Origin of the sequence: Alkanindiges illinoisensis DSM 15370, from assembly GCF_000619845.1 — a bacterium.
Taxonomy (GTDB): domain Bacteria; phylum Pseudomonadota; class Gammaproteobacteria; order Pseudomonadales; family Moraxellaceae; genus Alkanindiges; species Alkanindiges illinoisensis.
This window is the reverse complement of record NZ_JHUX01000004.1, coordinates 318,581-342,737: the sequence shown is the minus strand read 5'-3', so window position 1 is coordinate 342,737 and position 24,157 is coordinate 318,581. Positions and strand designations below refer to the sequence as shown.

The window sequence follows — 24,157 nt, the reverse complement described above, 5'->3', positions numbered from 1 at the left end:
TAGAAAAATATATTTAAAATTACTAGTTCTAGATTAAAAGATTATAGAAAAATTAAGTATACGAATTACTTTGAAAATAAACTAATATTTTTCATGGCTTAGATATGATCCCAAGATTCACTATTCGCAATATATTAAAGATGGAAAAGAGTAATTGTAAAACCTTATTAAAATAAAATATATTTCAATAGCATAGAATATATCTAGGTGTTTAGTCCCGGCATTTGATGGATCGGATCAATCTTGAAGCGTTCAGGTTCATCTGTCCACTGTTTGCAGATGAATTCATAAGGTGTCAGCCCTTTTAGTGTTTTGAGCCTGCGGCCAAAGTTGTATGCGCTAATAAATTCAGTCAGGTGAGTGCGTAGCTGAGTGTGGTCATCGTAATGGTACCGTTTGAGGGTGGCTTCCTTAATTGTTCGGTTCATGCGCTCAACCTGTCCGTTGGTCCATGGATACTTAACCCTGGTGAGCCGATGTTTAATGCCATATTCAGCACAAACCCGGTCAAATATGTGTTCAAAGGCATAGCGGTCACAGGTGCGGTTCGTGAACTGGATACCGTTATCCGTCAGTACTGTATGAATGCTGTAGGGTACAGCCTCAACCAGATTGCGCAGGAACTGCGCGGCTGCCATCTTGCCAGCCTTGCCATGCAGTTCGGTGAATGCGAACTTCGACGTGCGATCAATGGCGACGAAGAGATAAAGCTTGCCCTGTGCTGTTTGTACCTCTGCGATGTCGATATGAAAGTAGCCGATGGGGTAGCTCTTGAAACGCTTCTTGACAGGAAGATCGCCATGGACGTCAGGCAACTGTGAGATGTCATGCCGTTGCAAGCAGCGGTGTAGCGAGGAACGGGTAGATGAGGAATACTCGGCTGTAGCGCATAAAGGCAATCGTTCAGCAGCAGCAAAGTATGTTTTCGAAAAGCAACGATTGCTGCCTCATCTTCAGGCGATAACACACTTGAGCGAGGATTCTTCGGCCCTGTTGCTCTATCAACGACTGATGTGCGCTTCTTCCACTTTGCAACTGTTTTTTGATTGATGCTGTAATGCTTGGCCAAGACTCTTAAGCTTTCTTGACTATTTTGTATTGCTCGACGTATTGCCTGTGTCGTTGTGGCGCTGCCGTGTAAAACTTGTCCCATAGTGCCTCCTTCCATTCATGTGAGAATTTTGCACCATCAAAGTGTGGGACTAAACACCTAATAATAAGTTTTAGAATGAGCCAAGTAAACGTTAAAGAATTACCTCTCGTTACACCCTTTCTACATTCGTCTAACAGACAAATACATAGATTTTCTCTACTATTAATACTGTCCCCAAGACAGTAAGACCCCCTTCAGCCCGCCCCCCGCGGGCTTTTTTTTACCTTTTTTATCACTTCAAACTTATGCTTAGAGCTGAGATTGAATATAGTTTTCCAAAGTCACACTTTCAATCAAGGCAAGCTGGGTGCCAGTCCAGTCAATATATTCTTCTTCCTCAGCCATAATTGCACGTAGCATGTCACGGGTAACGAAATCTGCCGCTTGCTCAGCATAGGCAATAGCAGCTTTTAAGGTAACATGCGAATCAGTGGCCATACGCAAGTCACACGCTAAAATTTCTTGGGTATTTTCCCCAATATGCAATTTGCCCAGTTGCTGTAAATTGGGTAGGCCTTCTAAAAATAAAATGCGTTCGATCACTTTATCTGCATGTTTCATTTGATGAATGGATTCTTTATAAATGTGCTGGCCCAGCTTTTCAATCCCCCAGTCTTTAAGCATACGCGCATGAAGGAAGTACTGATTAATCGCCGTAAGCTGATTATATAGCACATTGTTTAAATGAATGATAACTTGACGATCGCCTTTCATGGCTTTCTCCTGAGCGAGGATTAAGCAATGATTAATAATCATTGCCCGAGCGTATGAAGAGCACCGCTCTGCAAGGAGCTTTGCTCGAAGTTAAAGTATTAAGCGAACTTAAAGCACTGCTTTAAGGCTTCGCCCTGAGGAATATGTTCCTCAAGAAGATAAGAGCTTCGTCCGAAGATTAAACGAGGCATTGCTTTTCTAAGCGCTAGGCGACAATTCACTTCAAGCACAAGAATCGATAAAGCTAAAACGCTGTTTCTTGTTGGGCTGAATACAAAGCAAAGGCCTAGTTAAACGTATTAAGGATAGAACAAGAAATGGTTTGGCTAGTCTTTTAAATTGCTTATAGATTATAAAAATTAGCAGAATTTTTCGAGCAGTTTATGGAACCGCAAATGAAAATGACAATCACATTAAAGCTAAGCTTTTTAAAATTATAAAAATTGCAGGTTAAAAAAGAAAAATCCCGCTACAGAATTATGATCTTTCATGAGAGCGGGAGAGGAGAAACAGAAAATTATTTTAGAGTCAGGCAGCTTTTAAAATCAGGCAGCGACCGAAATACGGCTAGCGATTTCAGACAGGGTTTGATCAATCAGTTCACGAGCTTCAGGCACACAGCGGCCACAACAGGTGCCAACTTCAAGCTCATCGCGTACTTCACGGAAGCTGGATGCCCCATTTTCAACACTAGTCCGAATTTGGCGATCAGTCACAGCACGGCATAGGCAAACGTACATGGTCTTTTGTTTCCGTAGTTGGAAGTACAAATAAGATAATAGATATTATTGATAATTATTATCAAATGTCAAGTTGTCGTATTCTTATTTACAAAAAAATTAAATTATTATAGTTAATAAAAAAGCCGCACAAAGCGGCTTAATGATTTAGCAGAAGATGTGAAGGATCATTGATTGATAACCAGAATACCATCCATTTCAACCAAGGCATTGCGCGGCAGTGTATTAATCCCTAGGGCTGCGCGGGCAGGGTAGGGCTGGGTAAAGTATTCACCCATAATCTGGTTAACCAGCTGGAAATTACCCAGGTCAGTTAAAAAGATGTTGAGCTTGGCAATATCCGCCAGGGAACCACCGGCTGCTTCACACACTGCTTTAAGGTTATCAAATACACGACGGATCTGGGCCTCAATACCTTCTACCAGTTCCATGCTATAAGGATCAAGACCAATCTGGCCTGACAAATACACCACGTTGTCAATCTTGATGGCTTGTGAGTAAGTTCCAATAGCAGCTGGTGCTTGTTCACTATGAATGACAGTGCGTGTCATGAAAGACTCCAATCATGTATAAATTTTTCAGGATAATAACCAATTCATGAGTCAAGCTAAAGAATCTTGTTTGGCTGAGTATTCACGTTCGCGAATATTAAAGGCACTATCTAAACGGGTCAGGCTAGGAAAGTCCAGTAAAATACGTAATTCACGGATCAGGTGTGCCAGATGGTCACGATCACGGACAATCAAAGATAGATAGGTTTTTTCATCATCGCTGGTCATTTGCTCAAGGCCAGCCTGAAATTGCCGGATTTTATAGATAATTTCGGTCGTTTGCTCATCATCCAGTTTTTCATCTATGCACAGATAGGCCGGAAAACGTGCATCAGCCTCGTCACATTCTTGCCAGTTCAAGGGAATAATATTTTCCGGGTGCTGCTGGTTTTCATGCAGCAGGTTGCTACAGCGTGCCCGGTGAACAATTAAGCCGCGACGGGTGAGATGGCCACGAATCGGATCATCCAGAATGGGTGTGCAGCAATTGGCATAGCGCACGTCGATGCCTTCAGTGCCACGAATGAGCTGACCAGACGCTAATAATGCTTGCTGGTTCTGGTCGGCAAACAGGCGCGAAGCAACCAGTTGGGGCAGCAGGTCACCAATAGCAATTTGCTCAAATAGCTGCTCTTTGCTGTGGACATGACGCCAGGTCAGCAAGTTTTCCCAATCCTGAGTGCTCAGGTCATTCAGACTATGATGATAGAGCTTAAGCGCGCGATTCAGGGCTTGCTGGCCGACCAGACGCTGTTCTTCGATATCCTGATCGCGCAAGATATTTTGAATGGAACGGCGGGCTTTTTGGGTATTGACGAAGCTTAGCCATTCTGGATTAGGGGTTGCCAGCACATCAGTAATAATTTCAACCACTTCACCACTATTAAGCGGTGTGCTTAAGGGCTTGATAATGCCATCAATCTTGGCACCAATAGCATGGTTACCCAGAAACAAGCTGGCAGCATAGGCAAAATCAACCGCAGTTGCCCCGCGTGGCAGCTCATGAATATCGCCATCCGGTGTGGACACCAGAATTTTTTCGCGATGCAAGTAATCCAGCAACGAGTTTAAGGTGGTTTTGGCACAGTCGCGATCAATCAATTCGCTCAGGTTGGTTAAGGACGCCTGAATGGCCGAGCGGCTGGCCTGTGGTGCGGATTCACCCAGCACTACGCCAAGGCGCGCAGCTTCGCGCATGCGGGGTGTTTGTAGCATTAAATCCAGTGTGGTGACTTCACCGCGTAATGACAGCTCCAGCGCCTGATTGCCGCCGGGCAGGGGGTTGCGGATATGATCTGCCAGTTTCAGCACATGGTAGTGCTGCTTGAGGTAAGCAGCGAGTTGATCACAGGCTGCAACAGTTTCCAGCACAATGTCAAAAGCATGAATATGAATGAGTGAATTTAAATCGGTTTTATTTTTAAAAAATCGCTGGAAAAGTTGAATATTATTGTCTTTTTCTTCAAGTATGCCGTTAAGGCCAAGGGTTTTAATGGTTTTATCAAGGCGTTCTGCCCAGACTTTCTGGTAAGTACTACGCTGGGTTCGGGTGGTTTGTAAGGCGGTCTGGATGCGGTTAAACAGGGCAGGATCAAGGTTTTCATAACACAGCAATTCAAGCTGGTCGGCAATATCATTCATGCCCACCAGCCGCGCCATGGGCACAAAAATATCATAGGTTTCCTGTGCAATCCGCTGGCGTTTTTCCGGGCGCAAGGCATCCAGCGTTGACATATTATGCAGGCGATCAGCCAGTTTGATAATAATGACCCGTGGATCATGAAGGGTGGCTAACAGGATTTTACGAAATGATGCGGCCTTATTGTCCTGCTTATCTTTGGAAATGGTGAGCTTGGTGACACCATCGACCAGTTCTGCAACCTTGGCACCAAACAGGTTGGCAATTTCTGTTTTACTAATTGGCGTATCTTCAATGACATCATGCAGTAACGCTGCCATAAGGCTGTCGGCGTCCAGATGCATGTTACCCAGAATACAGGCCACCGCGATGGGATGCAGAATATAGGGTTCGCCACTTTTGCGAATAACACCGTTATGGGCATCGTTGGCAAAATCGCAGGCAGCAATGATCTGCTGAATTTGTTCAGCATTTAAATAGGCTGCCAGGATGTTGGCAAGTTGTTGCTGGGCATGACGAATAACGTCGCCTTGCATAGGCATGATTCCTAAATCAATAAGGGCCTGGACAAATAAGCTCTACGTTAACCCTCTAATGAAAAGCAAAACGCAGGTCTTGTCAATTGATTATTTGGCTTTTTATGCTAAGGACAGCATAAAAATTAAAAAAGCCTGACTTGAAACAAATCAGGCTTTTTCAATGATAGCAGGCAGTTACACTTGACGTTAACACTGAACATCAGAAGCTAAAAGTAAACGCTGCTTTAAAAGCTAAAGTTGTCCAGATTCAGGGCAGGAGCCAGTGCCAGATCAAGGCTGGAAGGTTGTAGCGCGTCATCTTTTTGCTTGAGGATGTCACGGCTAACATGACCTTCAGCAATTTCACGCAGTGCCATAACAGTTGGCTTGTCGTTATCCCAAGGCAAGGTTGGCTCACTGATACCACGTGCCAATTGACGTGCACGTTTGGCAGCGACCAGAACCAGTTCAAAACGGTTGTCTACTGCGCTCAGGCAGTCTTCTACAGTTACGCGTGCCATTATGGTTCTCGCTTGCGATTAAGGTAAGGATTTGGAAAGACCGAAAATTATACGACTAATACGTATTTAACTCAAGATTAATTCAGTTGCACGCTGCCAATTGCCTCAACAATAATTTGACTTTGTCCTGCCTGCATAGGCGCAGAAGCAGTTGCGGCGGCGTCACCCATGGCGGACTGATAGATAATGGGTTGAGTAGATTTCGTATTACTTAAAATTTTAAATCGGACTAATTCATAGTTAGATGAATGCCAAGCCTGTTGAGCAATAGTTGCTCTTTGCTGGAATGTTTTAGAGACTTCGGTAATTAATTGATTTTCAACCTGCTTACGCTGTTGGGTTGAAACCTGAAATTGCAAGGACTGTAACATGAGTTGATCCTGCAAAATACCCAGCAACTCACTGACTGATTTTAAATCAGTGCTTTTAAGAATGATTTCAGCATGAGTCGTCCATCCTGTAATCCGTTGCCTCTGATTATAAATGGGCGAGGTATTTTGCTGACCTGAACTGATCTTTACGCTTGGATATTTTTTGGCAATAGCAAAACCGGTATTTAATTTTTGTTGAATCAGCTGATTGAGTTGCTGTGGATTGGCTGCCTGTTGCTGTGTATAAAGAGTGGCAACGGCCTCATCATTATTCACTTCATGCCATGCCTGAGCTTACAGTTCAATGACACGGTGTTCCGGTTGGGTAGGAGAAGTACAGCTACTTAAAGTGAGACCTAGGCTAATAGGTAAAACCCCCAAAAATAAATCACGAAATTTTAAGCGCATGGGATAACGACTCACTAAATGATAAGTTGCCGCCATCTAAAATTACATGGCGGCTTTAACCCTTACTCTTTGGATTTAGGTTTTGCGTTGGATTTCTTGGGTTTCTTCCGCGGTTTTCTAGTTTTCTTTGACTTTTCAGCAGGCTCAAGCTTGGACGGCTTGGCACCCTTTGCCGTCTTGCTTGTGGGTTTCTTTTTAGTGCTAGAAGTTGTTACCTCATCAGCAATTTGGGTACGGGGCGCCTTCTGGCGTACGGCACGACCTTGAGCAGTCAACTGTTTGACCAGCCCAAAATCAATTTTGCGCTCTTCCAGATGCACTGCCATGACTTTAATACGCACCTGATCACCTAGATTAAAGCGCTGGCCATGTTGCTGACCAACCAGACTCTGGCTAATGGCATCATAAACAAAATAGTCATCACCCAGCTGGCTAATGTGCAGCATGCCGTCAACATATAGCTCAGTGAGGGTGACAAACAAACCAAAGTCGGTCACTGAGGTAATGGTGCCGTCAAATTCTTCACCAATATGTTGTTCCATATAGTGACACTTGAGCCAGCTCATCACACTGCGTGAGGCTTCATCGGCACGACGCTCGGTTTGCGAGTAATGCTCACCAGCATTTGAGAGAGCCTGACCTTCCAGCTCACTGGGCTTTTGCTTTAAAAAAGCCTTGATGGCACGATGCAACAGCAAATCCGGATAGCGGCGAATCGGCGAAGTAAAGTGCGTATAGGCATCATAGGCCAGGCCATAATGCCCCAAATTTTTAGGACCATAATAGGCTTGCATCATGGAGCGTAACAGCACGGCATGAATACTGGTGGCATCCACGCGATCCTTGGTTTTTTCAATGATGTATTGATAGTCGCTTTGGGTTGGTTTTTCAGGAAAATCAAACCCTAGCAGGCGCACATAATCCCGTACTTTTTGCACACGGGTAGCTTCAGGGGCTTCATGGTTGCGATACAGGATCGGCAAGTCATTTTTAAGTGCAAAATCCGAGGCACAAACGTTGGCCAGCAACATGCATTCTTCAATCAGGCGATGCGCATCATTGCGGCTACGCGGCAGAATCTGCTGAATGGCACCTAGCTCATCAAAAGTCATGTAAGTTTCAATGGTTTCAAATTCCATGGCACCCCGTTCCTGACGCACGGTAAGCAGGGTTTGAAACAGCTGAAACAGTACATTCAGTGACTTGCGCACTGCGGCCTTGTCTGGCACCGCATCGGTTTGTCCATTTAAGTATGATGCAACCTGATTATAAGTCAGGCGCGCCTGCGAATGCATGACGGACGGATAAAACTCATAGCTAGTGACGCGACCTTGTCGTGACAACTTGATGTCGCAGACCATGCACAGGCGGTCAACTTCTGGCTTTAATGAACATAAACCATTGGAAAGTGCTTCAGGCAACATCGGAATAACATGGTTTGGAAAATAAACCGATGTACCGCGATCCTGTGCTTCATCATCCAGCGCCGTCCCAATCTTGACGTAATGGCTGACATCTGCAATCGCCACGACCAGCCGATAGCCACCGCCGGGACGTTTTTCAGCATACACGGCATCATCAAAGTCGCGCGCATCTTCGCCATCAATGGTAACCAGCGGTAAATCCCGTAAATCAACACGATCCTTATGATCACGTGCGCCGGGTTCACTAAATTTTGCAGTTTCAGCTAAAACTTCATCACTGAATTCAAAGGGCAGGTCAAAATCCAGAATGGTTGCCGGAATAATGAGCTGGCTATCGGCTTTATCGGCCAGATTGGCAATAATATGACCATTGGCAAATTCTTCACGGGTTGGCCACTCATCAATGGCAATCTGCGTGGAATCACCCGGCTTTAACCCGGCACTGGCAATTTGCTCCGGCTCCAGGGCAATGGGCTGGTGACCATTCGGCTGGGCAGGCTGCACAAAGTAGTCGCCCTCATGTTCGACTACCTTACCAATCAGTTCACGCTGCTGGTGTTCAACCACCTCGACAATATAACCAGTCATACGGCCACGGCGATCAGTACCATTCTGGCGTACCTTGACAATATCGCCATTAAATACCAGTCGCATTTCACGCTCTGGCAGGAAAATATCCATCTGGCCTTCCAGCACCACAAAGCCAAAACCCTTGGCATTGGTTTGTACACGGCCAATCAGCAGGTCTTCATCAGTGGCCACCCGATAAAGTGGCGGATAACCGGCCGAGCGAATCAATTGTCCATCACGCACCATTGCGGTCAGACGGCGGCTTAATGCCTCAATGGCATCAGGTTGGTCTAGCTGGTATTCTTCAACCAGCTCTGCATGCGTCAGGCCATCCTTGCGCGATTCAATCGTAGTTTGAATCAGGGTGCGGCTGGGAATCGGGGAGTCGTAGCGTTCAGCTTCGCGTGCGGCATCAGGGTCTTGCCAATTCATAGGTTCTCTTTTATACGCTTTAATGACGAAAATCAGTTCACCTTGCTACCATACACTAAAATTGATAATTCAAGATGACAAGTTGCAGTTTGTTGTATTCATGCTGAATTTGTAGGTGCAAGCTGGTTTTATATGGGGTTTAAACTTCTTAATGCAAGATTTGGTTAAATTTAAGGCAAACCCTTGCTTATTAGCTCAAGCTTTAAGCAGAGTGACTTGACGATGCATTAAATTATTCCTAATATAACGCACCTACTACATGCGGATGTGGCGGAATTGGTAGACGCGCTAGTTTCAGGTATTAGTGTCGCAAGACGTGGAGGTTCAAGTCCTCTCATCCGCACCAAATTCGATTCCCAGTGAATCTGCAAAAAGCCTTGATGCCATACATCAAGGCTTTTTTGTTGCGCCAAAGTTTATTACTGCCAATTTTAGGCATAACCGATTTATAGGCTAGAGGCTTAAGTATTCCTATTTATTAAAAAATTATGCTGGTTAATGATAAAAATTAAACCTATGGCCAAGCTGAATAAAAGCCAGTGAGGCTTAGTATTATATTTTTAGATCATTGCTACTTAATACAGCCTCAATAAAGTGTTTGTGATAAGCATGTTATTTATCTTTAAAAGATGACAATTAAAAACGCATACACCCAATAGATAAATGTGCCAATATTTCTAAGAAATTCTGCCAAGTGCTTCACTAAATTGTGATTTTTTGTAGTTTTAAAATTGAGCTGTCTGCCCAAACAAGGTTAAGATATAGTCAACAAGCAGTTTAGCCTGATCTAAAACTGCTTATAAGGGTAATGTTGCAAGATGCAATCTCAATTTTCATGGAGTTGGTTTAAAAATGATAAGTAAGCAAATTTTAGGGCAGGGTTTGTTAGTGGGTACTATAATCATGGCATTTACAGGGTGTGATAAAAAACAGGAACCCATTAAGGCAACCGATGCACCTGCAGTACAGCAAGCACAGGCTAGTGACAAACATAAAAGTGAAAATGACCTATATATTGAGCGCTTAAATAAGGACGTTAAGGTTGAAAATCCGGATGCGCTGCTGGATGAAGTGAATCAGGAAGCCAAAACTACCCCTTAAATCGATAAGTTGTGCTTTATTTAGCCATTAATGATTGTTTTATGTTGAGTGCGGCTGAATATTGATCAATGAGGGCTTGCTCAAGCGGCCAGCTTTTTGTAATATGGCGACCTCGTTGCGGTGAGATGGGTGAGTGGCTGAAACCACGTCCCTGCTAAGGACGCATACCTGTTATGGGTATCGAGGGTTCGAATCCCTCTCTCACCGCCACTTTTATAATGTTTGCAAAACTTGATGTGTTTAATAAAACGACAGATAGTTAGCAAAAATTAAAAAGAAGTTGACGAGGCGCAAACTGCACTGTAGAATGCGCGACACAAAACGACGCGCCCATAGCTCAGCTGGATAGAGCACCAGGCTACGAACTTGGGGGTCGGGAGTTCGAATCTCTCTGGGCGCGCCATCTACTTTTCTAAAGTAGTCTAAAATGGTAGTAAAGTCGTTGAAAAATATAATAATTTTTAACTTTATTGTCTAATATTGACCTAACTTATCCAATGTAAGCTAACTTCTTTTGCAGTATATGATGCGGTATGAGGCTTTTATCGTAAAAATGCTTAAAGTCGTTGTCTCGCGTACTGATACGCGTCTTAGAACCATCAAAGCAACTGATAAAACGATCAAACTTTTTGATGGTTGTGGCTTATATTTATCAGTTGATCCACAGGACAACAAGACATGGCGATTAGACTGTATAGCTCAGAGCAGGTGTGTGGTCATGGCTTTCGCGCCGCAGCCCGAACCATCCTAGAAGAAGTATTAAAATACCCAATAGAAATCATTGAGCAGCAATTAGTCCATCAAGTCCGAGACATGCATGGCCATGTCTATAACTGCACTAAGCATTTAGTGAAGCGCCGAGAAATGATGCAGGCTTGGGCTGATTATCTGGATTCTCTCAAGTTACTTTGTTAGGCCTATATCGGTAGAGTGAGATTGGCTGAATTGTATTTTAGACTGAAACTGAACCACGTGTTAAAGCGTGGTTTTTTTATGCCTCTTCATTGCCACGAGTTATTTATACCATTAATAATTTAAGGAATTTAATTTACCAATAAAAGGAATATCCTACTGCTTTTTTAGGGAATATTAGAAAATTAAAAAGTGTAGCCTTGAAGCAAAACAGGTGCCATTGTTAGCTTATAGGGCAACATTAGGTAAAAAAACACATATGAGCCTATTGTTGTGAGGTTATTGAGCATAATACTAATTTGTGAGTCTGTGGTAAGGTTATAGCAGGATTTAATAAAAAAACTGACATGATTAATAAGGCATTCAATTATTGGAATAGTCATAGATGAAAGATATCAAAAGGATTTTGGGCTTTATTTTGTATCTAATTATAATGACACAGGCGTATGCTGAAGAGGGTTGGTTGGCTGATAGTAGCAATAATTGTAAAGCTAAAAAGATTGATTCTATAGTTACTGAGATGAAGTGGTCAGGAACTTGTAAAGATGGTTATGTAGCAGGAAGTGGAATATTACTTTGGTATCAAGGTGAGCAGTTGTATGCCTTAGTTAATGGGAGCTTTGCAAAAGGTCAAATGAATGGAAAGAATATAATTACGTTATCTGATGGAAGTAAATTTGTTGCAGAGTTCATAGATAATAAATTTAAAGACCCTGTAAAAATAATTGATGTTGATGGAACAATGTATGAAAACTACACCACTATAAGTAAAGAGAGTAGTAAAGGAAAGCTGACTTTGAAAAATGGAGATGTCTATACAGGCGATTTTTTAGATAATGCTCCAACAGGAGAAGGTATTTTGGTAACAGTTGACGGATTTCGATATGAGGGCTTCTTTAAGGAGGGTGATTTTCAACAGGGAAAAGTTATTCTGCCAGATGGTAGCTTCTTCGTAGGTACATTTGAAAATAAATGTCCTAAATATGGTAAATATACTCGACCTGATGGGTTAATTTACGAAGGATATTTTGTAAATGGGCAGATGACAACACAAGGTAAGGTAATCTATCCAGATGGCAGGGTTGCAGAAGAAGGTACTCTTATTAATGTTCAACTTTCTTGGCAGGGTATTCCTACTTCTATTGATTACTCACGGTAGCCTATGTAGTGTGGTGGGAATAAAAAGCTGGGCATTTGCCCAGCTTTTTATTCCCCTGTAGTAACCACCCTGTACAGCTCCTGTTGGACGGTCACACGGCCTATATTTATTGCTCACACACCATGCAGCCTTCAGCGGCAACTTCAAAAGCATTGCGGTGCAAGGGTTGCAAGCGTTAACACTAGTACTGTCAGATCGTTAATAAAAACAGCATTATTTATATGGATAACAATAGACTAGTAGTTATCAGTGGATTTAAGAATTTAATCAAATAAAATTTCCTGATAAGAAAAATAATTTTTATAATGCGTCAACAACTTGATTGTCTCAGTTTAAAGAAGTAGATGTATTCAAACAGGAAAATTCGGCATCTAAGCTGCCTACTTTTTTAGGAAGCTGAGTGATTTGTTCAGCTTTCAACTCGTCCAGATAATTCGCCCATACTTACATCATTTTCTTATGCTGCTTTAGAAACCTTATACGATTATAGGCTGCTCATAAGGCGTCAATGATCACAACTTTTAAAAATTCTGATAATTCACGTGTTGGCTTTTGTAACCCAAAGTCTTTTTTAGACAAGTGTATATTGTTTAAAAAATATCCTAATGATAATTTTTCGGCAGTTTTCATGGAGCTGAAACTGGAAAATTATATGAAATACAATCAATCATGCTTAAAAAACAAGTTAATTAGTACGCTGGGCATAAGCGCCTTAGCACTGCTGGGTAGTCAAGCTGCTTTGGCCGCTACCTCTAATCTAAATACACCTCCCAATAGCCAGCAGGTATTTTTTGTGGGCAATAACTGGGATGGCACGGTGACGGTGATTCGTCCTTCTCAGGATTATGCCAGAATTGGCGTCATTAATATGGTGCCTGACCGGACAGCCCGGTTGCGGGAAATCTACCTAAACCCGGTCAAACTGGTTGCCTATCAATATATCCGTAATACAGCAGGCGAGGGTAATGACCAGCTGGTTGATGACATGTATTCCACACCCGATGGCCAGTCTGTGGTGGCCTCACGTCCCAGTTTTGCCGATGTGGTTTCAATTAATATTGCGACTGGGCAGATTAACTGGCGCACGCCAGTAGAAGGTTTCCGCGCTGATCATATGGCCGTGTCGCCTGATGGCAAGCGGGTAGCAGTGTCTGCTTCATCCGGCAATGTGGTTCAGGTTCTGGACATTAAAACGGGCAAGGAGCTGGGTCGTTTTGCCACGGGCGACAAGCCGCATGAGAACATTTTCTTTAATGGCGGTAGCAGGATTTTGAATTCGGCAATTGGCAATGTGGAAACCTCACTGGATGCGCCCTGGCAGGATTTCACCAAGGGCAAGCGCTTTATTACCATTGCCGATGCCAATACCTATCAAATTATTAAAAAAATTGATTTTCGTCCGGCACTGGATGCAGTAGGGCGCAAGGATTTGTCCAATGCGGTACGGCCGGTAGTGTTTAGTCCAGATGAAAGCAAGCTGTATGCACAGGTTTCATTTTTTAATGGGCTGGTGGAGTACGATCTGAATCAGGATAAGGTAACGCGGATTGCGCAATTGCCGGGTAGCAGCACCATTCCATCTGACCGCAGCAAGTGGGTGAATGATTCGCGCCATCATGGCTTATCCATTAGTGGTAATGGTGAAAAGCTATGTGTGGCAGGCACCATGGATGACTATGCCACCATCGTTGACCGTAAGACGCTAACGGCAGGCAAGCTTATTGGTGCTGGAAAACCCTACTGGGCTACCCAAAGTCCGGATGGCAAGTACTGTGTGATTTCTGAGAGTGCAAATGATGTGGTTACCGTCATCGATTTTGAGACTGGTAACAAGATGCTGAGTGTGCCAGTGGGCAATCATCCGCAACGGGTTCGACTGGGTTATGCGCCCGCAGGCTGGTCAACGCGTTAACATAAAAAAAGCTGGTTTATTCAGACAGGCTGCTATGTCTGTTTGAATAATCAACGTATCAGTCAGCAGGGTTCATGGCATGCTGTACCGGAAACGACGATTTACATGGATATAGTTAAAACAGCAAAAACAGTCCAATTCATAAAACGCTGGCAATGCCGATGGCAGGCTACATAAAAGTTATATTGGTTGATGTGGTGATTTTGGCCTTCTAAATGTGCGCTCGGGTTCACCAAACAATCGGTCAAAAGCCCACTGAAATATAAAGGTGTAGATCATAATCACTATAGTAAACCCAATGTCGGCGATAATGGCCTTTAGCAGGCTGATCCCAAGAAAATAAGCAATGACTGGCACACCCAGCAACAGCAGGCCGCCCTCAAAACCCAGAGCATGTAGCAAACGCTGTTTAAGACCCCGAGTATACCAGCCTTGCTGTACTTCCCATTTTTCAAAGCCATAGTTAAAAATGATATTCCACAGCAGGGCAAGGATAGTCAGGCTCATACCTAGCGCCGCGCTATCCATGACAGCTTGCTTAAAAACCAGTGTCACAATGGGAATAAACAAGCTCAGCAAGATGGCTTCATAACTGATGGCTTGAATCACTCGCCGCTTTAGACCTTGCATAATTGCCTCATGGTTAAAACATAAGTGCTATTTTAAATAGTGTTATTTGATAGAAAAAGTGATTAACTTTCAGAAAAGCTGAAAGGTTGATCCCATGAATGTTAGTAAGGAGCTGTTAACCGTATTCTTAACGGCTATGGAAAAAGGCTCATTTTCTGCCGCAGCGCGCTATTTAAACCGTGCTCCTTCGGCAGTAAGCATGGCAATTGCCAATCTGGAAGCAGAGCTTAACCTGAATCTGTTTGAGCGTAGCGGGCGTGAGCCTGTTCCTACTACACAGGCACATGCTCTGGCCGCACAGGCACGCTTTCTGGTACAACAAATGCAGCAGTGGGAAGCGCAAGCATTGGCACTATCACAGGGACTTGAAAGCAAGCTAAGTCTTGCTATTGAACCGGAACTATTGTCCATGCATTGGGTGGATTACATTGCGCCAGTCGCAGCCCGTTTTCCGGAGTTGGATATTGAAATCATGACCGCGCCACATGAGGATGCCATGCAAATGCTGCATGAGGGCCGGGTGCAACTGGCCTTGTTGTATGAGCGCAGTGAGTTTGATGGCCGTGAAAGTTTTCGGGAAGTTTTTAAGGAGGAACTGGTAGCAGTTGCTGCGCCCAGCCATGATTTATTGCAGCAAAAAGGGATGATTCATCTGGATCAGCTTGTTACTGCCCGGCAAATTGTAGTGGCCAGCCGTGAGCAGCCCCATCAGGCACCGCGTTTGCTATGGTCGCATGTGTACTGGCGCACGGACAGCCATATTGCTGCATTGAATTTAACCCTGACAGGTCTGGGCTGGTCGATTTTACCGCGCAGTTTTGTAGCACCATATGTGGAAACCCGGCAACTGTATATTCTGGAAATACAAAACCTGAGCAATAGTTTTCCCCTGTGCATAGACTGGGTATGGTCACGTGAGCATACGCTGGGCATGGCTGCACAATATCTGGTGAGCCTGATTGACCAGAAGCTTTAAAATATACCTGCCAGTAAATCAGCAGCTTATTTTGAAAAATAATTAAGCTGAACTGCGGACGGCTACAGCTTTTAGCGTAAAGCTTGGGTATGATTTGCGCATAACTAAAGGATTAAATACGGATATCTCGCAACGATGAATAAAACAAGCGCGGTAGCAGGTGCAGTACTGATCATAGGCGCAGGCTGGCTGGGAACTACCTGGTATAGCAGTCAGCACATGGAAACCTATTATCAGAACACTATCCAGAAATTTAACGCCACTACCTTAAGTCCGGTCAGTATTAAACTCACGTCATTTAAGCAGGGCTTTTTACAAAGTCGCGCCAACTGGGAAATTAGCCTGACGCTTGATCCCTGTCATCCTGACAATGCCATGGTGCTCACTGGGTATGATGAAATCCACAATGGTTTTATTCCGTCGCTAGGCTGGGCCAGTATTGAGAGCCATATTATCTGGCCTGATAGTGTAGAAGCCAAGATTCGCAAAGTATTCAAGGGGCAGGAGCCCTTAACCATTCATTCACGGGTTAATGTGCTGGGCAGTATCACTACCACGCTGACCAGTCCAGCAGCGCAATGGCAAGGCAAAACAGTTCAGGTCAACTGGCAGGGCATGCAGGGCAGCCTTAAATTATCACCATCCAACAAAGTAAAATTTGATATCAGGGCGCCCAAGTTACTGGTTAAGAATCTGGCCTCCAATAGCGGCAGTATTTCTTTTGATGACCTGCGTTATCAGGGCGAGCAAAAATCAGGGCAATCCAGATTGCCACTGGGCAGTACCACATTTTCACTGGACAGCATGCAGGCCAATCTGGCGCAGCAGCAATGGGGCTTGCGTGATGTTAAGCTGAGCAGCAAGAATCAGGTCAACAAGGATATGCTGTCAGCAGAAGCCAGCTACAAGATTGATAAAATCCTGCTGGGTGAGAAAAATATTGGCAACTTTAAGGCCAATTTGTCACTGGGCCATATTCCGGTACAGGCTGCCCAGCAAAGTTATGTGGCCTTTAACCGCCTGCAACGCCAGTGCAATCCATCGGCTCAGGATATGTTAAAGGCACTTGAACCTGTGCTTAAGGAAGGTTTTCAGGTGAATTTAAGCCAGGCAGACCTGAATTTGTTCAAGGGCAAGGCACAAGCCAATGCACTGATTGTGATGCAGCCGATTGCAGCAGCATCCCAGCAGTCACCACAGCATATTCTGAAAAAAGTCATGGCCAATGGCAAAGTGCAGGTTTCTGACCAGTTACTGAGCGGTATTTTTGAGCAGGTTAACCAGCTCAAAGGTCAGCCGATCAGTCCGGCAGAAGCAGCCCAAACCGTGCAAATGCTCATGCAGGGCATGCTGGAGCAAGGTTACTTTACCAAAACCGCGACAGGCTATCAGGCCACTTTTGCCTTAAGCGATGGACAGCCCAATATCAATGGCAAGCCACTGGGTAATCGCACAGCAGAAGGTGAGCTTTCAGCCACTCCGGCACCTGAAACGCATAAATCAGAAAGCATGCTGTCTGCTGCCGAGTAATGGATTGTTAAAAAGTAAAAAGCTCAGAATGTTCTGAGCTTTTTTATGGATAAAAACAGGGTGGCAGGTGCGGTCAACTATTAGCTGACATGAATGCCAAACAGGCCCAGCGCCTGTTCCGGGCCAAAACGGTACTGCGCATTGCAAAACTGGCAGTCCATCTTGATTTCATTTTGCTCAGCCAGCAGTTCCTGTACGGTTTCCTGTCCCACCTGACGCAAAGCCTGTTCACAGCGCTCACGCGAGCACGTGCAGCCAAAGCTGAGGTTTTCCTGTTCCGGCAGGCGCACTTCTTCTTCATTATACAAGCGGTACAGTACTTCCTGTGAGGGCAGATAAATCAGCTCATCGGCTTTTAGGGTATTGGTCAGCAAAGTCAGGCGCGGCCACAGGTCTTCATCAACCAGGGTTTCTTCCTCATCATTGCGCGGCAATAACTGAATCAACAGGCCACCCGCTTGCTCTCCGTCACAGGCTAGTGCCAGCCGGGTCGGAATTTGCGCAGACAGGTCATAATACTGGGTCAGGCATCCGGCCAGACTTTCCGCTTCCAGTGGCACAATCCCTTGGTAACGTTCGCCATGTTCAGGTTCAATGTTAATAAATAACACGCCATCTTTAAGCGTACCCAGCGCCACATTGCCATTGTCGGCCTGCAACAGCACCGGATCATCGTTCCATTCGGCCAGTGCGCGCAGTTCACCCAAATGATTGCACTCGGCCATAGCCCATTTGAGTGAACCGCTGCCCTGAATTTGCAGGCTCAGGCGACCCTTGATTTTCAGGGTACTGGCCAGCAAGGCACTACCCGCCAGCAATTCGCCCAGTAATAGCTCAATGGCCTTTGGGTAATCACGCTGCTTGAGGATGGTTTGCAGGGTTTCTGCCAGATGTACCACCTCTCCACGCACAGGGCTATGTTCAATAAAAAAACGCTGACGAATATCGGTCATATTAATTCTCTCCACATGCAGTGTTTAATGGAGTTGCGGCTACTGGAAATCAAGGGGCTGATGACAGCTTACTTCTTTAGTGAGCAATAGTGATCGCGGGAACTCTTGTTAATGATTGTCATTGATGTTTGCTTTCTGGGCCATGCTGAATATTCACGTCCCTGCTTTCCATATCCATTTTGCGTGCTGTACGCATGTCGCTATCAAACAGGCTTTCCAGCTCTACCATGGCGGCCCGGCTACTTTCAATCAGTTGCTGTTCATCCTTGTAAATGGTTTGCTGGCGCCGTAACAGGCTTTCATCATGCTCGCGGAACAGTTCAATCCCATCAAAGGCTTTTTTGTTATCAATGCCCAGACTCACCAGCGCCTCATAGGACATGCCCAGTGCGGACAAATAGGTTTCGCGCCAGATGTGTTCTACACCGGCTTCACGCAAACGGTACACATGCTGGCGGTCACGGGCACGCGCCAGAATCTTGATTTGCGGGTAAGCACGTTTGATGTACTTGGCCACTTGCGTACAGTCTTCCACTTCATCCATGGAGAGCACTAGCAGGCGTGCCTGAGTAATGCCAGCCGCACGCAGGATTTCCGGGTTCTTGGGATCACCATAATAAACCGCATTACCAAACTTGCGCACAAAATCGACCTGATTGATATTTTTATCAATGGCAGTAAATTCAATATTGTGCATGCGAAGCAAGCGACCCACAATTTGTCCAATCCGGCCAAAACCAGCAATGATGACGGTATGTTCATTGTCGGGAATCTGATCGTATTTGGGAGAAACCTGCCGCTTTTTAAAAATCGGTTCGCCCCAGCGTTCCAGCACAAAAAAGGCCAGCGGCGTTAACATCATCGACAGGGTGACAATTAAAGTCAGCGGCTCAACAATACTGCGCTCCAGAATCTGATACTGGCTGGCACTGTTAAACAGCACAAAGGCAAATTCACCCCCCTGCGCCAATGCAATGCCGAGCCTGATACTGGTTGACCAGCGATAACCATTCAAATGGGCAATGATTGCAAGGGTTAAAAACTTCAGCGCCATTAGACCCAGCGCACCACCAATAATCAGCCAGGGAATTTCACGCAGTAAATCTAGCTGGACGGTCATGCCGACGGTCATAAAAAACAGGCCCAGCAGCAAACCCTTAAATGGCTGAATACTGGCTTCCAGTTCATGCCGGTATTCCGAATCGGCCAGCAGCACACCGGTTAAAAAGGCGCCCAGCGTGGTGCTAATGTCCAGCAGATTCATCAGTTGCACCACCGCCAGCACAATAAACAGGGCAATCGCGGTAAGCAGTTCAGCGGCATCACTTTTGGCAATAAAGCGGAAAAAAGGCCGCATGACATAACGGCTAAACAGGAACAACCCGGAAAAAGCAGCCACAATGGCGGCAAAATGGGCAATGCCATGATGGGTGTCATTCATGCCACTCATCAGCGGCAGCAACGCCAGCAGCGGAATGACAGCCATATCCTGAAACAGCAAAATGGCAAAGGCTTGCCGCCCATGCGTGCTGACCAGTTGCTGCTTTTCAGCCAGTAATTGCAGTACAAACGCAGTGGATGACAAGGCCAGGCCAAAGCCAATCACCAGACTGGCATAAAAGCTTAAATCCAGAAACAGCCAGATCAGGGTGAGCAGCAGGGTTGCGGTAATGCCCACTTGCAGGCCACCCATCATAAATATGGAGCGGCGCAGTTCCCAAAGGCGTTGTGGCCTGAGTTCAAGGCCAATTAAAAACATCAGCATGATGACGCCGTATTCGGCCAGATGCATGATGGATTCGGGGTCGCGTTCAACTTTTAGGACATAGGGGCCGAGCAGGATGCCGGTAAACAGATAGCCCAGTACAGTAGCTAGCCCAAAGCGTTTGCCTAGCGGAACCAGCAATAAGGCAGCGCCCAGAAAAATTGTTATTTGCAGTAACAGCGGCATTGTCGTCATAACAACTAAAAAATCTTTTATAGCAGTTTAGCGGCAAAGTTACGGTAAAAATATGAAAATGGTCGCAAATTTTTGCTGAGATTTAATTTGAGGCTGGCTTGACGTCGCTATACTGAGCTTAACTCAGCTCTTGGGCATCAATGTCAATGCTACAGCGTACGCCACGCCGTTCCGGCAGTTTACACACCTGTAGCCACCAGTTACCCAGCAGGTGATGCAGCAGGCGTCGATCCTTGCAAAAAATCAATGCGTGGGCACGGAACACACCAGCCCGGCGTTCCATCGGTGCAGGCACTGGGCCCCAGATTTCAAGGGGTGGGTTTTCCAGTTGTTTTGCATCAGGCTGGGCATACAGCAGGCTTAACACATGCTGCAGAAATTGCAGCGATTTTTCCGCCTGCGGGGTTTCTGCCCGGATCAACGCGCAATAGCGATACGGTGGCAGCAGCATGGCCTTGCGCTCGGCCATGCAGGTTTTGGCAAAGGCAGCATAGCCCTGCTGGATTAAAATTTGCAGCAGCGGATTTTCCGGCTTAAAGGTTTGGATGAGCACCAGTCCGGCTTTTTGCCCACGCCCAGCACGCCCAGCCACTTGCATGATAAGCTGTGCCGTGCGTTCCGGGGCACGGAAATCCACATTTAAAAAGCCACCGTCCACATCCAGAATGGCCACCAGCGTGACATGTGGAAAGTGATGCCCCTTGGCCAGCATTTGCGTACCGAGCAAAATCGCGCCTTTTTCCTGATGCGCGCGCTCGTAAATCCGTTCCCAGCTGCCCACCCGGCTGGTACTGTCGCGATCCACCCGTAATATATCGGTATCGGGGAACAATTCCTTTAGGCCTTCTTCCAGCCGCGCTGTGCCCATACCCGTTGGTGTTAGCGTCGTGGACTGGCAGGAGGGGCAGGCAGTGGGCAAGCGACTTTGATAATTGCAGTGATGGCAATGCAGGTGTTCGCTAGGCTGACGGTGTACGGTCAGGTGTGCATCGCAGCGCGGACAATCAGCCTGCCACGCACATTGTGGACACAGCAGGATAGGGGCATAACCGCGCCGGTTTAAAAAAATCAGTACCTGTTCCTGTTTTTTTAGACGCTGCTTGATGGCATCGATTAAATCGCGGGCCAGGCCATGCTCGCGCGGTTGGTTTTTCAGGTCTATTAACTGGATTTTGGCCAGTGCGGCATTGCCAGCGCGCTGGGTTAGTTTCAGTGACAGCAGCTTACCTTCTTCAACCAGATGCAGGCTTTCCAGACAGGGCGTGGCCGAGCCTAAAATCACCGGGCAGGATTCACGATGGCCACGGCACAGTGCCACATCGCGCGCGTGGTAGCGAAAGGTATCCTGCTGCTTGAAGGACACATCATGCTCTTCATCAATAATAATCAGCCCCAGCTTGGGCATGGGTGTAAAAACGGCCGAGCGCGTGCCAATCACAATTTGCGCCCGCCCGGTTTGTGCCGCTTGCCACGCCTGCAAGCGCGCCACGTCGGTCAGGTTGGAATGCATGGCCACGATCTCACACTGAAAGCGCGAGCGGAAACGATCCAGTGTTTGCGGCGTCAGGCCAATTTCCGGCACTAGCACCAGCACCTGCTGGCCCGCTTCCAGCACAGGTTGCATGGCTTGCAGGTACACTTCGGTTTTGCCGCTACCCGTCAGGCCATCCAGCAAAATACCCTTAAAGCTACCCAAATGCTGCTTGATGGTATCAATCGCCAGTTGCTGTTCATGGTTTGGAATAAGGGGCAGTTCGGCCAATTTAACTGGATGCGGCTGATGCTCGGTTTTTTGCAAAAAGCATTCGGCCAGTCCTTTTTCCTGCAACAGTTGCAACTGCTTTTTACTGGCACCCATCATTAATAGTGCACTTTCAGGCGCGCCATGTTCATCATGCAGTTGCAGCAAATCAAAAGTTTCTAGCTGTTTGGGTGCGCGCTTGAGGATTTCACGTTCGGCAGATGCTGTTAAGCGCCAGTATTGCGCCAGCAGGTTGTAGGGACGACCCTGACGTAACAGGGTGGGCAGGGCACAACTAATCACTTCGCCAATCGGATAGTGATAATATGCCGCCGCCCAGTGCAGCAGCTTTAGGCTGGAGTCCGACAGTAGCGCCTGATCATCCAACACGCTATGAACCGGTTTAAGCTTGCTAAGCTGAATGTCGCTGCCAGTGGCTTGCCCCAGATAAATACCCACCAGTTCGCGCTTGCCAAATGGGACACACACACGACAGCCCACGGCAAACGGCCACTGGGCCAGCAAATGATCTGGCACCAAATAATCAAATACATCAAATAACGGTACAGGCAATGCGACCTGAATCACTACTGGCATAAGCTTGGATGCGATAACTGGAGCAACAACTGGCACTAACAAGTCCGGCTGATCCTGTTGATTTTTTTTATCCTGCGTATTGCCTTCAGCATTGTTTTGGCTAAAAACCTGCTGTCCAAGTGATGTCATTAAGCTACTCCAGTTCAGGGCATTTTATGCTGAATTGCAGTCGTGGGAAAAGCAGTTTTCCAGCTAAATGGATAGCAGGTTGGGCTGGTAAAATGTGCGTGAATCCGGATAATTTGACATAGCGCTAGCAAAATCAACAGGCACAGCCCAATTGATAGAAAAAGCCATAGACTAGTGCTTAAGAAAAATAATTTTATGGCTGGCAATGTCTTTCTATTTGCTTATAAAGCCACCATAATCCCTCCCATCATTCTGGATTGATTTGAGCAATAACCGCAAATGCCTGCATATCAGTTTACTGCTGTAGACAGTATAGGGAAGCAACATAAAGGTGTGCTGGAAGGTGATTCTGCCCGCCAGATTCGCCAGCAGCTGCGTGATAAAAGCTGGATGCCGGTACTGGTAGAGCCGCTTGAGGAAAGCAAAACCAGCGAAGGCGGCAAGCATTTTTTTCAAAAGGGCCTAAGCGCCTATGATCTGGCACTGGTGACCCGCCAGCTCAGCGTATTGATTGCAGCTGGTATTCCACTGGAAGAAACCTTGCGCTCGGTAGCACGGCAAACTGAAAAACGCCATGTGCAAAGCCTGCTGTTGTCGGTGCGCGCCAAGGTGATGGAAGGGCATTCACTGGCACAGGGTTTCCGGCAGGCAGGCAAGTTTCCGCCATTGTATATTGCCACCATTGCAGCGGGTGAAAAATCAGGCCATCTGGACTTGATTTTAAACCAGTTGGCGGACTACACCGAAAACCGCTTTGCCATGCAAAAGAAAATTCAGGGTGCCATGATTTATCCGGTACTGCTGATGTTGATGTCGTTTGCCATTGTGATGGGCCTGATGACGTATGTGGTGCCGGATATTGTCAAGGTGTTTGCCAATACCAAACAGGCGCTGCCATTTATTACCCGCGCGCTCATGGCCATGAGTGATTTTATCCGTGCGGCCTGGCCATTTTTGCTGGTGGGAACCATTGCGTTTGTGGTGGTGCTGGTACGATTTGTGCGGACAGAACCGGGTCGCTATGCGCTGGATCGCCTGACCTTGCGCTTGCCATTATTTGCCAAGTTAAGCAAAGGCATTAATTCCGCCCGTTTTGCCAGTACCCTGTCAATCCTTACCCAGTCGGGCGTGCCACTGGTAGAAGCCCTGCACATTGGGGCTGCGGTATCAAGCAACTGGCTGATCCGCGATGCCGTACAACAGGCAGCAGTTAAGGTGACCGAAGGCGGCGCATTGGCCACCCAGCTGGAACGTAGCGGTTATTTTCCACCGATGATGGTGCAAATGATTCGTAGCGGCGAGGCTTCTGGCGAGCTGGATAATATGCTGGCGCGTGCAGCTAATATGCAGGATCGTGAAGTCACCACGCTGATTAGTACGTTACTGGCTTTGCTGGAACCTTTGATGTTGATTTTTATGGCCGGTATTGTGCTGACCATTGTGATGGCCGTGATGCTGCCGATTGTGAATATGAATAATCTGGTTTGATGCTGTTAAAGATTGTATGGTTCGAATA

The 24,157-nt window shown here is 46.2% G+C and carries 16 protein-coding genes, 3 tRNA genes and 3 pseudogenes; 10 read left to right on the top strand and 12 right to left on the bottom strand.

Annotation, left to right across the window (positions count from 1 at the left end; translation table 11 throughout):
• Positions 1–203: 203 nt before the first annotated feature.
• From Q337_RS17455 to rnr, 8 genes and pseudogenes are all read right to left on the bottom strand, one after another.
• Positions 204–1,153: pseudogene (locus Q337_RS17455) on the bottom strand (IS481 family transposase).
• 249 nt (positions 1,154–1,402) lie between these two features.
• Positions 1,403–1,867, bottom strand: coding sequence for a bacterioferritin (gene bfr / locus Q337_RS0110490; RefSeq protein WP_026471555.1), 465 nt, complete (start codon positions 1,865–1,867; stop codon positions 1,403–1,405).
• 545 nt (positions 1,868–2,412) lie between these two features.
• Positions 2,413–2,607, bottom strand: coding sequence for a bacterioferritin-associated ferredoxin (locus Q337_RS0110485; RefSeq protein ID WP_026471554.1), 195 nt, complete (start codon positions 2,605–2,607; stop codon positions 2,413–2,415).
• Between the two features lie 167 nt (positions 2,608–2,774).
• Positions 2,775–3,158 (bottom strand): RidA family protein, encoded by a 384-nt coding sequence (locus Q337_RS0110480; protein ID WP_026471553.1) that lies wholly within the window; start codon positions 3,156–3,158, stop codon positions 2,775–2,777.
• A gap of 51 nt (positions 3,159–3,209) precedes the next feature.
• Entirely contained in the window at positions 3,210–5,333 is a 2,124-nt protein-coding gene (locus Q337_RS17450) for a RelA/SpoT family protein (protein ID WP_051526788.1), read from the bottom strand.
• A 227-nt stretch (positions 5,334–5,560) separates the two neighbouring features.
• Positions 5,561–5,836, bottom strand: a complete 276-nt coding sequence (gene rpoZ, locus Q337_RS0110465; protein ID WP_026471552.1) for a DNA-directed RNA polymerase subunit omega — start codon at positions 5,834–5,836, stop codon at positions 5,561–5,563.
• 77 nt (positions 5,837–5,913) lie between these two features.
• Positions 5,914–6,486 (bottom strand): annotated as a pseudogene (locus Q337_RS17445) (SIMPL domain-containing protein); the annotation flags it as partial.
• Positions 6,487–6,677: 191 nt separating this feature from the next.
• Positions 6,678–9,041, bottom strand: a complete 2,364-nt coding sequence (rnr, locus tag Q337_RS0110455) for a ribonuclease R (protein ID WP_034279897.1) — start codon at positions 9,039–9,041, stop codon at positions 6,678–6,680.
• A 261-nt stretch (positions 9,042–9,302) separates the two neighbouring features.
• On the opposite strand from rnr, the gene Q337_RS0110450 reads away from it, so the two are divergent.
• The 7 genes and pseudogenes from Q337_RS0110450 (at position 9,303) to Q337_RS0110420 (ending at position 14,125) form a co-directional block, all read left to right on the top strand.
• A tRNA-Leu gene (locus tag Q337_RS0110450) sits at positions 9,303–9,387 on the top strand.
• Between the two features lie 557 nt (positions 9,388–9,944).
• Positions 9,945–10,142 (top strand): hypothetical protein, encoded by a 198-nt coding sequence (locus tag Q337_RS0110445; protein WP_026471550.1) that lies wholly within the window; start codon positions 9,945–9,947, stop codon positions 10,140–10,142.
• A gap of 119 nt (positions 10,143–10,261) precedes the next feature.
• A tRNA-Ser gene (locus Q337_RS0110440) sits at positions 10,262–10,352 on the top strand.
• A gap of 116 nt (positions 10,353–10,468) precedes the next feature.
• Positions 10,469–10,545: transfer RNA gene (locus Q337_RS0110435), tRNA-Arg, on the top strand.
• A gap of 290 nt (positions 10,546–10,835) precedes the next feature.
• Positions 10,836–11,057, top strand: a pseudogene (locus Q337_RS0110430) (integrase); the annotation flags it as partial.
• A gap of 382 nt (positions 11,058–11,439) precedes the next feature.
• A complete protein-coding gene (locus Q337_RS0110425; protein ID WP_026471548.1) occupies positions 11,440–12,213 on the top strand; it encodes an MORN repeat-containing protein in 774 nt (257 codons plus the stop codon).
• A gap of 652 nt (positions 12,214–12,865) precedes the next feature.
• A complete protein-coding gene (locus tag Q337_RS0110420) occupies positions 12,866–14,125 on the top strand; it encodes a YncE family protein (protein ID WP_156935772.1) in 1,260 nt (419 codons plus the stop codon).
• Positions 14,126–14,305: 180 nt separating this feature from the next.
• Here the strand turns inward: Q337_RS0110420 and Q337_RS17440 are convergent, their stop codons facing one another.
• Complete coding sequence (locus tag Q337_RS17440; protein ID WP_051526786.1) at positions 14,306–14,755, bottom strand: PACE efflux transporter; 450 nt, start codon at positions 14,753–14,755, stop codon at positions 14,306–14,308.
• Positions 14,756–14,849: 94 nt separating this feature from the next.
• On the opposite strand from Q337_RS17440, the gene Q337_RS0110410 reads away from it, so the two are divergent.
• Both Q337_RS0110410 and Q337_RS0110405 read left to right on the top strand, forming a co-directional pair.
• On the top strand, positions 14,850–15,731 hold the full coding sequence (locus tag Q337_RS0110410) for a LysR family transcriptional regulator (protein ID WP_026471546.1): 882 nt from the start codon (positions 14,850–14,852) through the stop codon (positions 15,729–15,731).
• A gap of 135 nt (positions 15,732–15,866) precedes the next feature.
• Complete coding sequence (locus tag Q337_RS0110405) at positions 15,867–17,261, top strand: YdgA family protein (RefSeq protein WP_026471545.1); 1,395 nt, start codon at positions 15,867–15,869, stop codon at positions 17,259–17,261.
• 80 nt (positions 17,262–17,341) lie between these two features.
• On the opposite strand, the gene hslO is transcribed toward Q337_RS0110405, so the two are convergent.
• The 3 genes from hslO to Q337_RS0110390 form a co-directional block, all read right to left on the bottom strand.
• Positions 17,342–18,214 (bottom strand): Hsp33 family molecular chaperone HslO, encoded by an 873-nt coding sequence (gene hslO, locus Q337_RS0110400; RefSeq protein ID WP_026471544.1) that lies wholly within the window; start codon positions 18,212–18,214, stop codon positions 17,342–17,344.
• Between the two features lie 118 nt (positions 18,215–18,332).
• A complete protein-coding gene (locus tag Q337_RS0110395) occupies positions 18,333–20,165 on the bottom strand; it encodes a monovalent cation:proton antiporter-2 (CPA2) family protein (protein ID WP_026471543.1) in 1,833 nt (610 codons plus the stop codon).
• Positions 20,166–20,292: 127 nt separating this feature from the next.
• Complete coding sequence (locus Q337_RS0110390) at positions 20,293–22,512, bottom strand: primosomal protein N' (protein WP_034280048.1); 2,220 nt, start codon at positions 22,510–22,512, stop codon at positions 20,293–20,295.
• 408 nt (positions 22,513–22,920) lie between these two features.
• Here Q337_RS0110390 and gspF point away from each other — a divergent pair, with 408 nt between their 5' ends.
• Positions 22,921–24,129, top strand: a complete 1,209-nt coding sequence (gene gspF / locus Q337_RS0110380) for a type II secretion system inner membrane protein GspF (RefSeq protein WP_026471541.1) — start codon at positions 22,921–22,923, stop codon at positions 24,127–24,129.
• Positions 24,130–24,157 lie beyond the last annotated feature (28 nt).

Excerpts from the sequence above, each read along its gene's own strand:
- bfr (WP_026471555.1), bottom strand. The coding sequence starts at position 1,867 with ATGAAAGGCGATCGTCAAGTTATCATTCATTTAAACAATGTGCTATAT.
- Q337_RS0110485 (WP_026471554.1), bottom strand. The coding sequence starts at position 2,607 with ATGTACGTTTGCCTATGCCGTGCTGTGACTGATCGCCAAATTCGGACT.
- Q337_RS0110480 (WP_026471553.1), bottom strand. The coding sequence starts at position 3,158 with ATGACACGCACTGTCATTCATAGTGAACAAGCACCAGCTGCTATTGGA.
- Q337_RS17450 (WP_051526788.1), bottom strand. The coding sequence starts at position 5,333 with ATGCAAGGCGACGTTATTCGTCATGCCCAGCAACAACTTGCCAACATC.
- rpoZ (WP_026471552.1), bottom strand. The coding sequence starts at position 5,836 with ATGGCACGCGTAACTGTAGAAGACTGCCTGAGCGCAGTAGACAACCGT.
- rnr (WP_034279897.1), bottom strand. The coding sequence starts at position 9,041 with ATGAATTGGCAAGACCCTGATGCCGCACGCGAAGCTGAACGCTACGAC.
- Q337_RS0110445 (WP_026471550.1), top strand. The coding sequence starts at position 9,945 with ATGGCATTTACAGGGTGTGATAAAAAACAGGAACCCATTAAGGCAACC.
- Q337_RS0110425 (WP_026471548.1), top strand. The coding sequence starts at position 11,440 with ATGAAAGATATCAAAAGGATTTTGGGCTTTATTTTGTATCTAATTATA.
- Q337_RS0110420 (WP_156935772.1), top strand. The coding sequence starts at position 12,866 with ATGAAATACAATCAATCATGCTTAAAAAACAAGTTAATTAGTACGCTG.
- Q337_RS17440 (WP_051526786.1), bottom strand. The coding sequence starts at position 14,755 with ATGCAAGGTCTAAAGCGGCGAGTGATTCAAGCCATCAGTTATGAAGCC.
- Q337_RS0110410 (WP_026471546.1), top strand. The coding sequence starts at position 14,850 with ATGAATGTTAGTAAGGAGCTGTTAACCGTATTCTTAACGGCTATGGAA.
- Q337_RS0110405 (WP_026471545.1), top strand. The coding sequence starts at position 15,867 with ATGAATAAAACAAGCGCGGTAGCAGGTGCAGTACTGATCATAGGCGCA.
- hslO (WP_026471544.1), bottom strand. The coding sequence starts at position 18,214 with ATGACCGATATTCGTCAGCGTTTTTTTATTGAACATAGCCCTGTGCGT.
- Q337_RS0110395 (WP_026471543.1), bottom strand. The coding sequence starts at position 20,165 with ATGCCGCTGTTACTGCAAATAACAATTTTTCTGGGCGCTGCCTTATTG.
- Q337_RS0110390 (WP_034280048.1), bottom strand. The coding sequence starts at position 22,512 with ATGCCAGTAGTGATTCAGGTCGCATTGCCTGTACCGTTATTTGATGTA.
- gspF (WP_026471541.1), top strand. The coding sequence starts at position 22,921 with ATGCCTGCATATCAGTTTACTGCTGTAGACAGTATAGGGAAGCAACAT.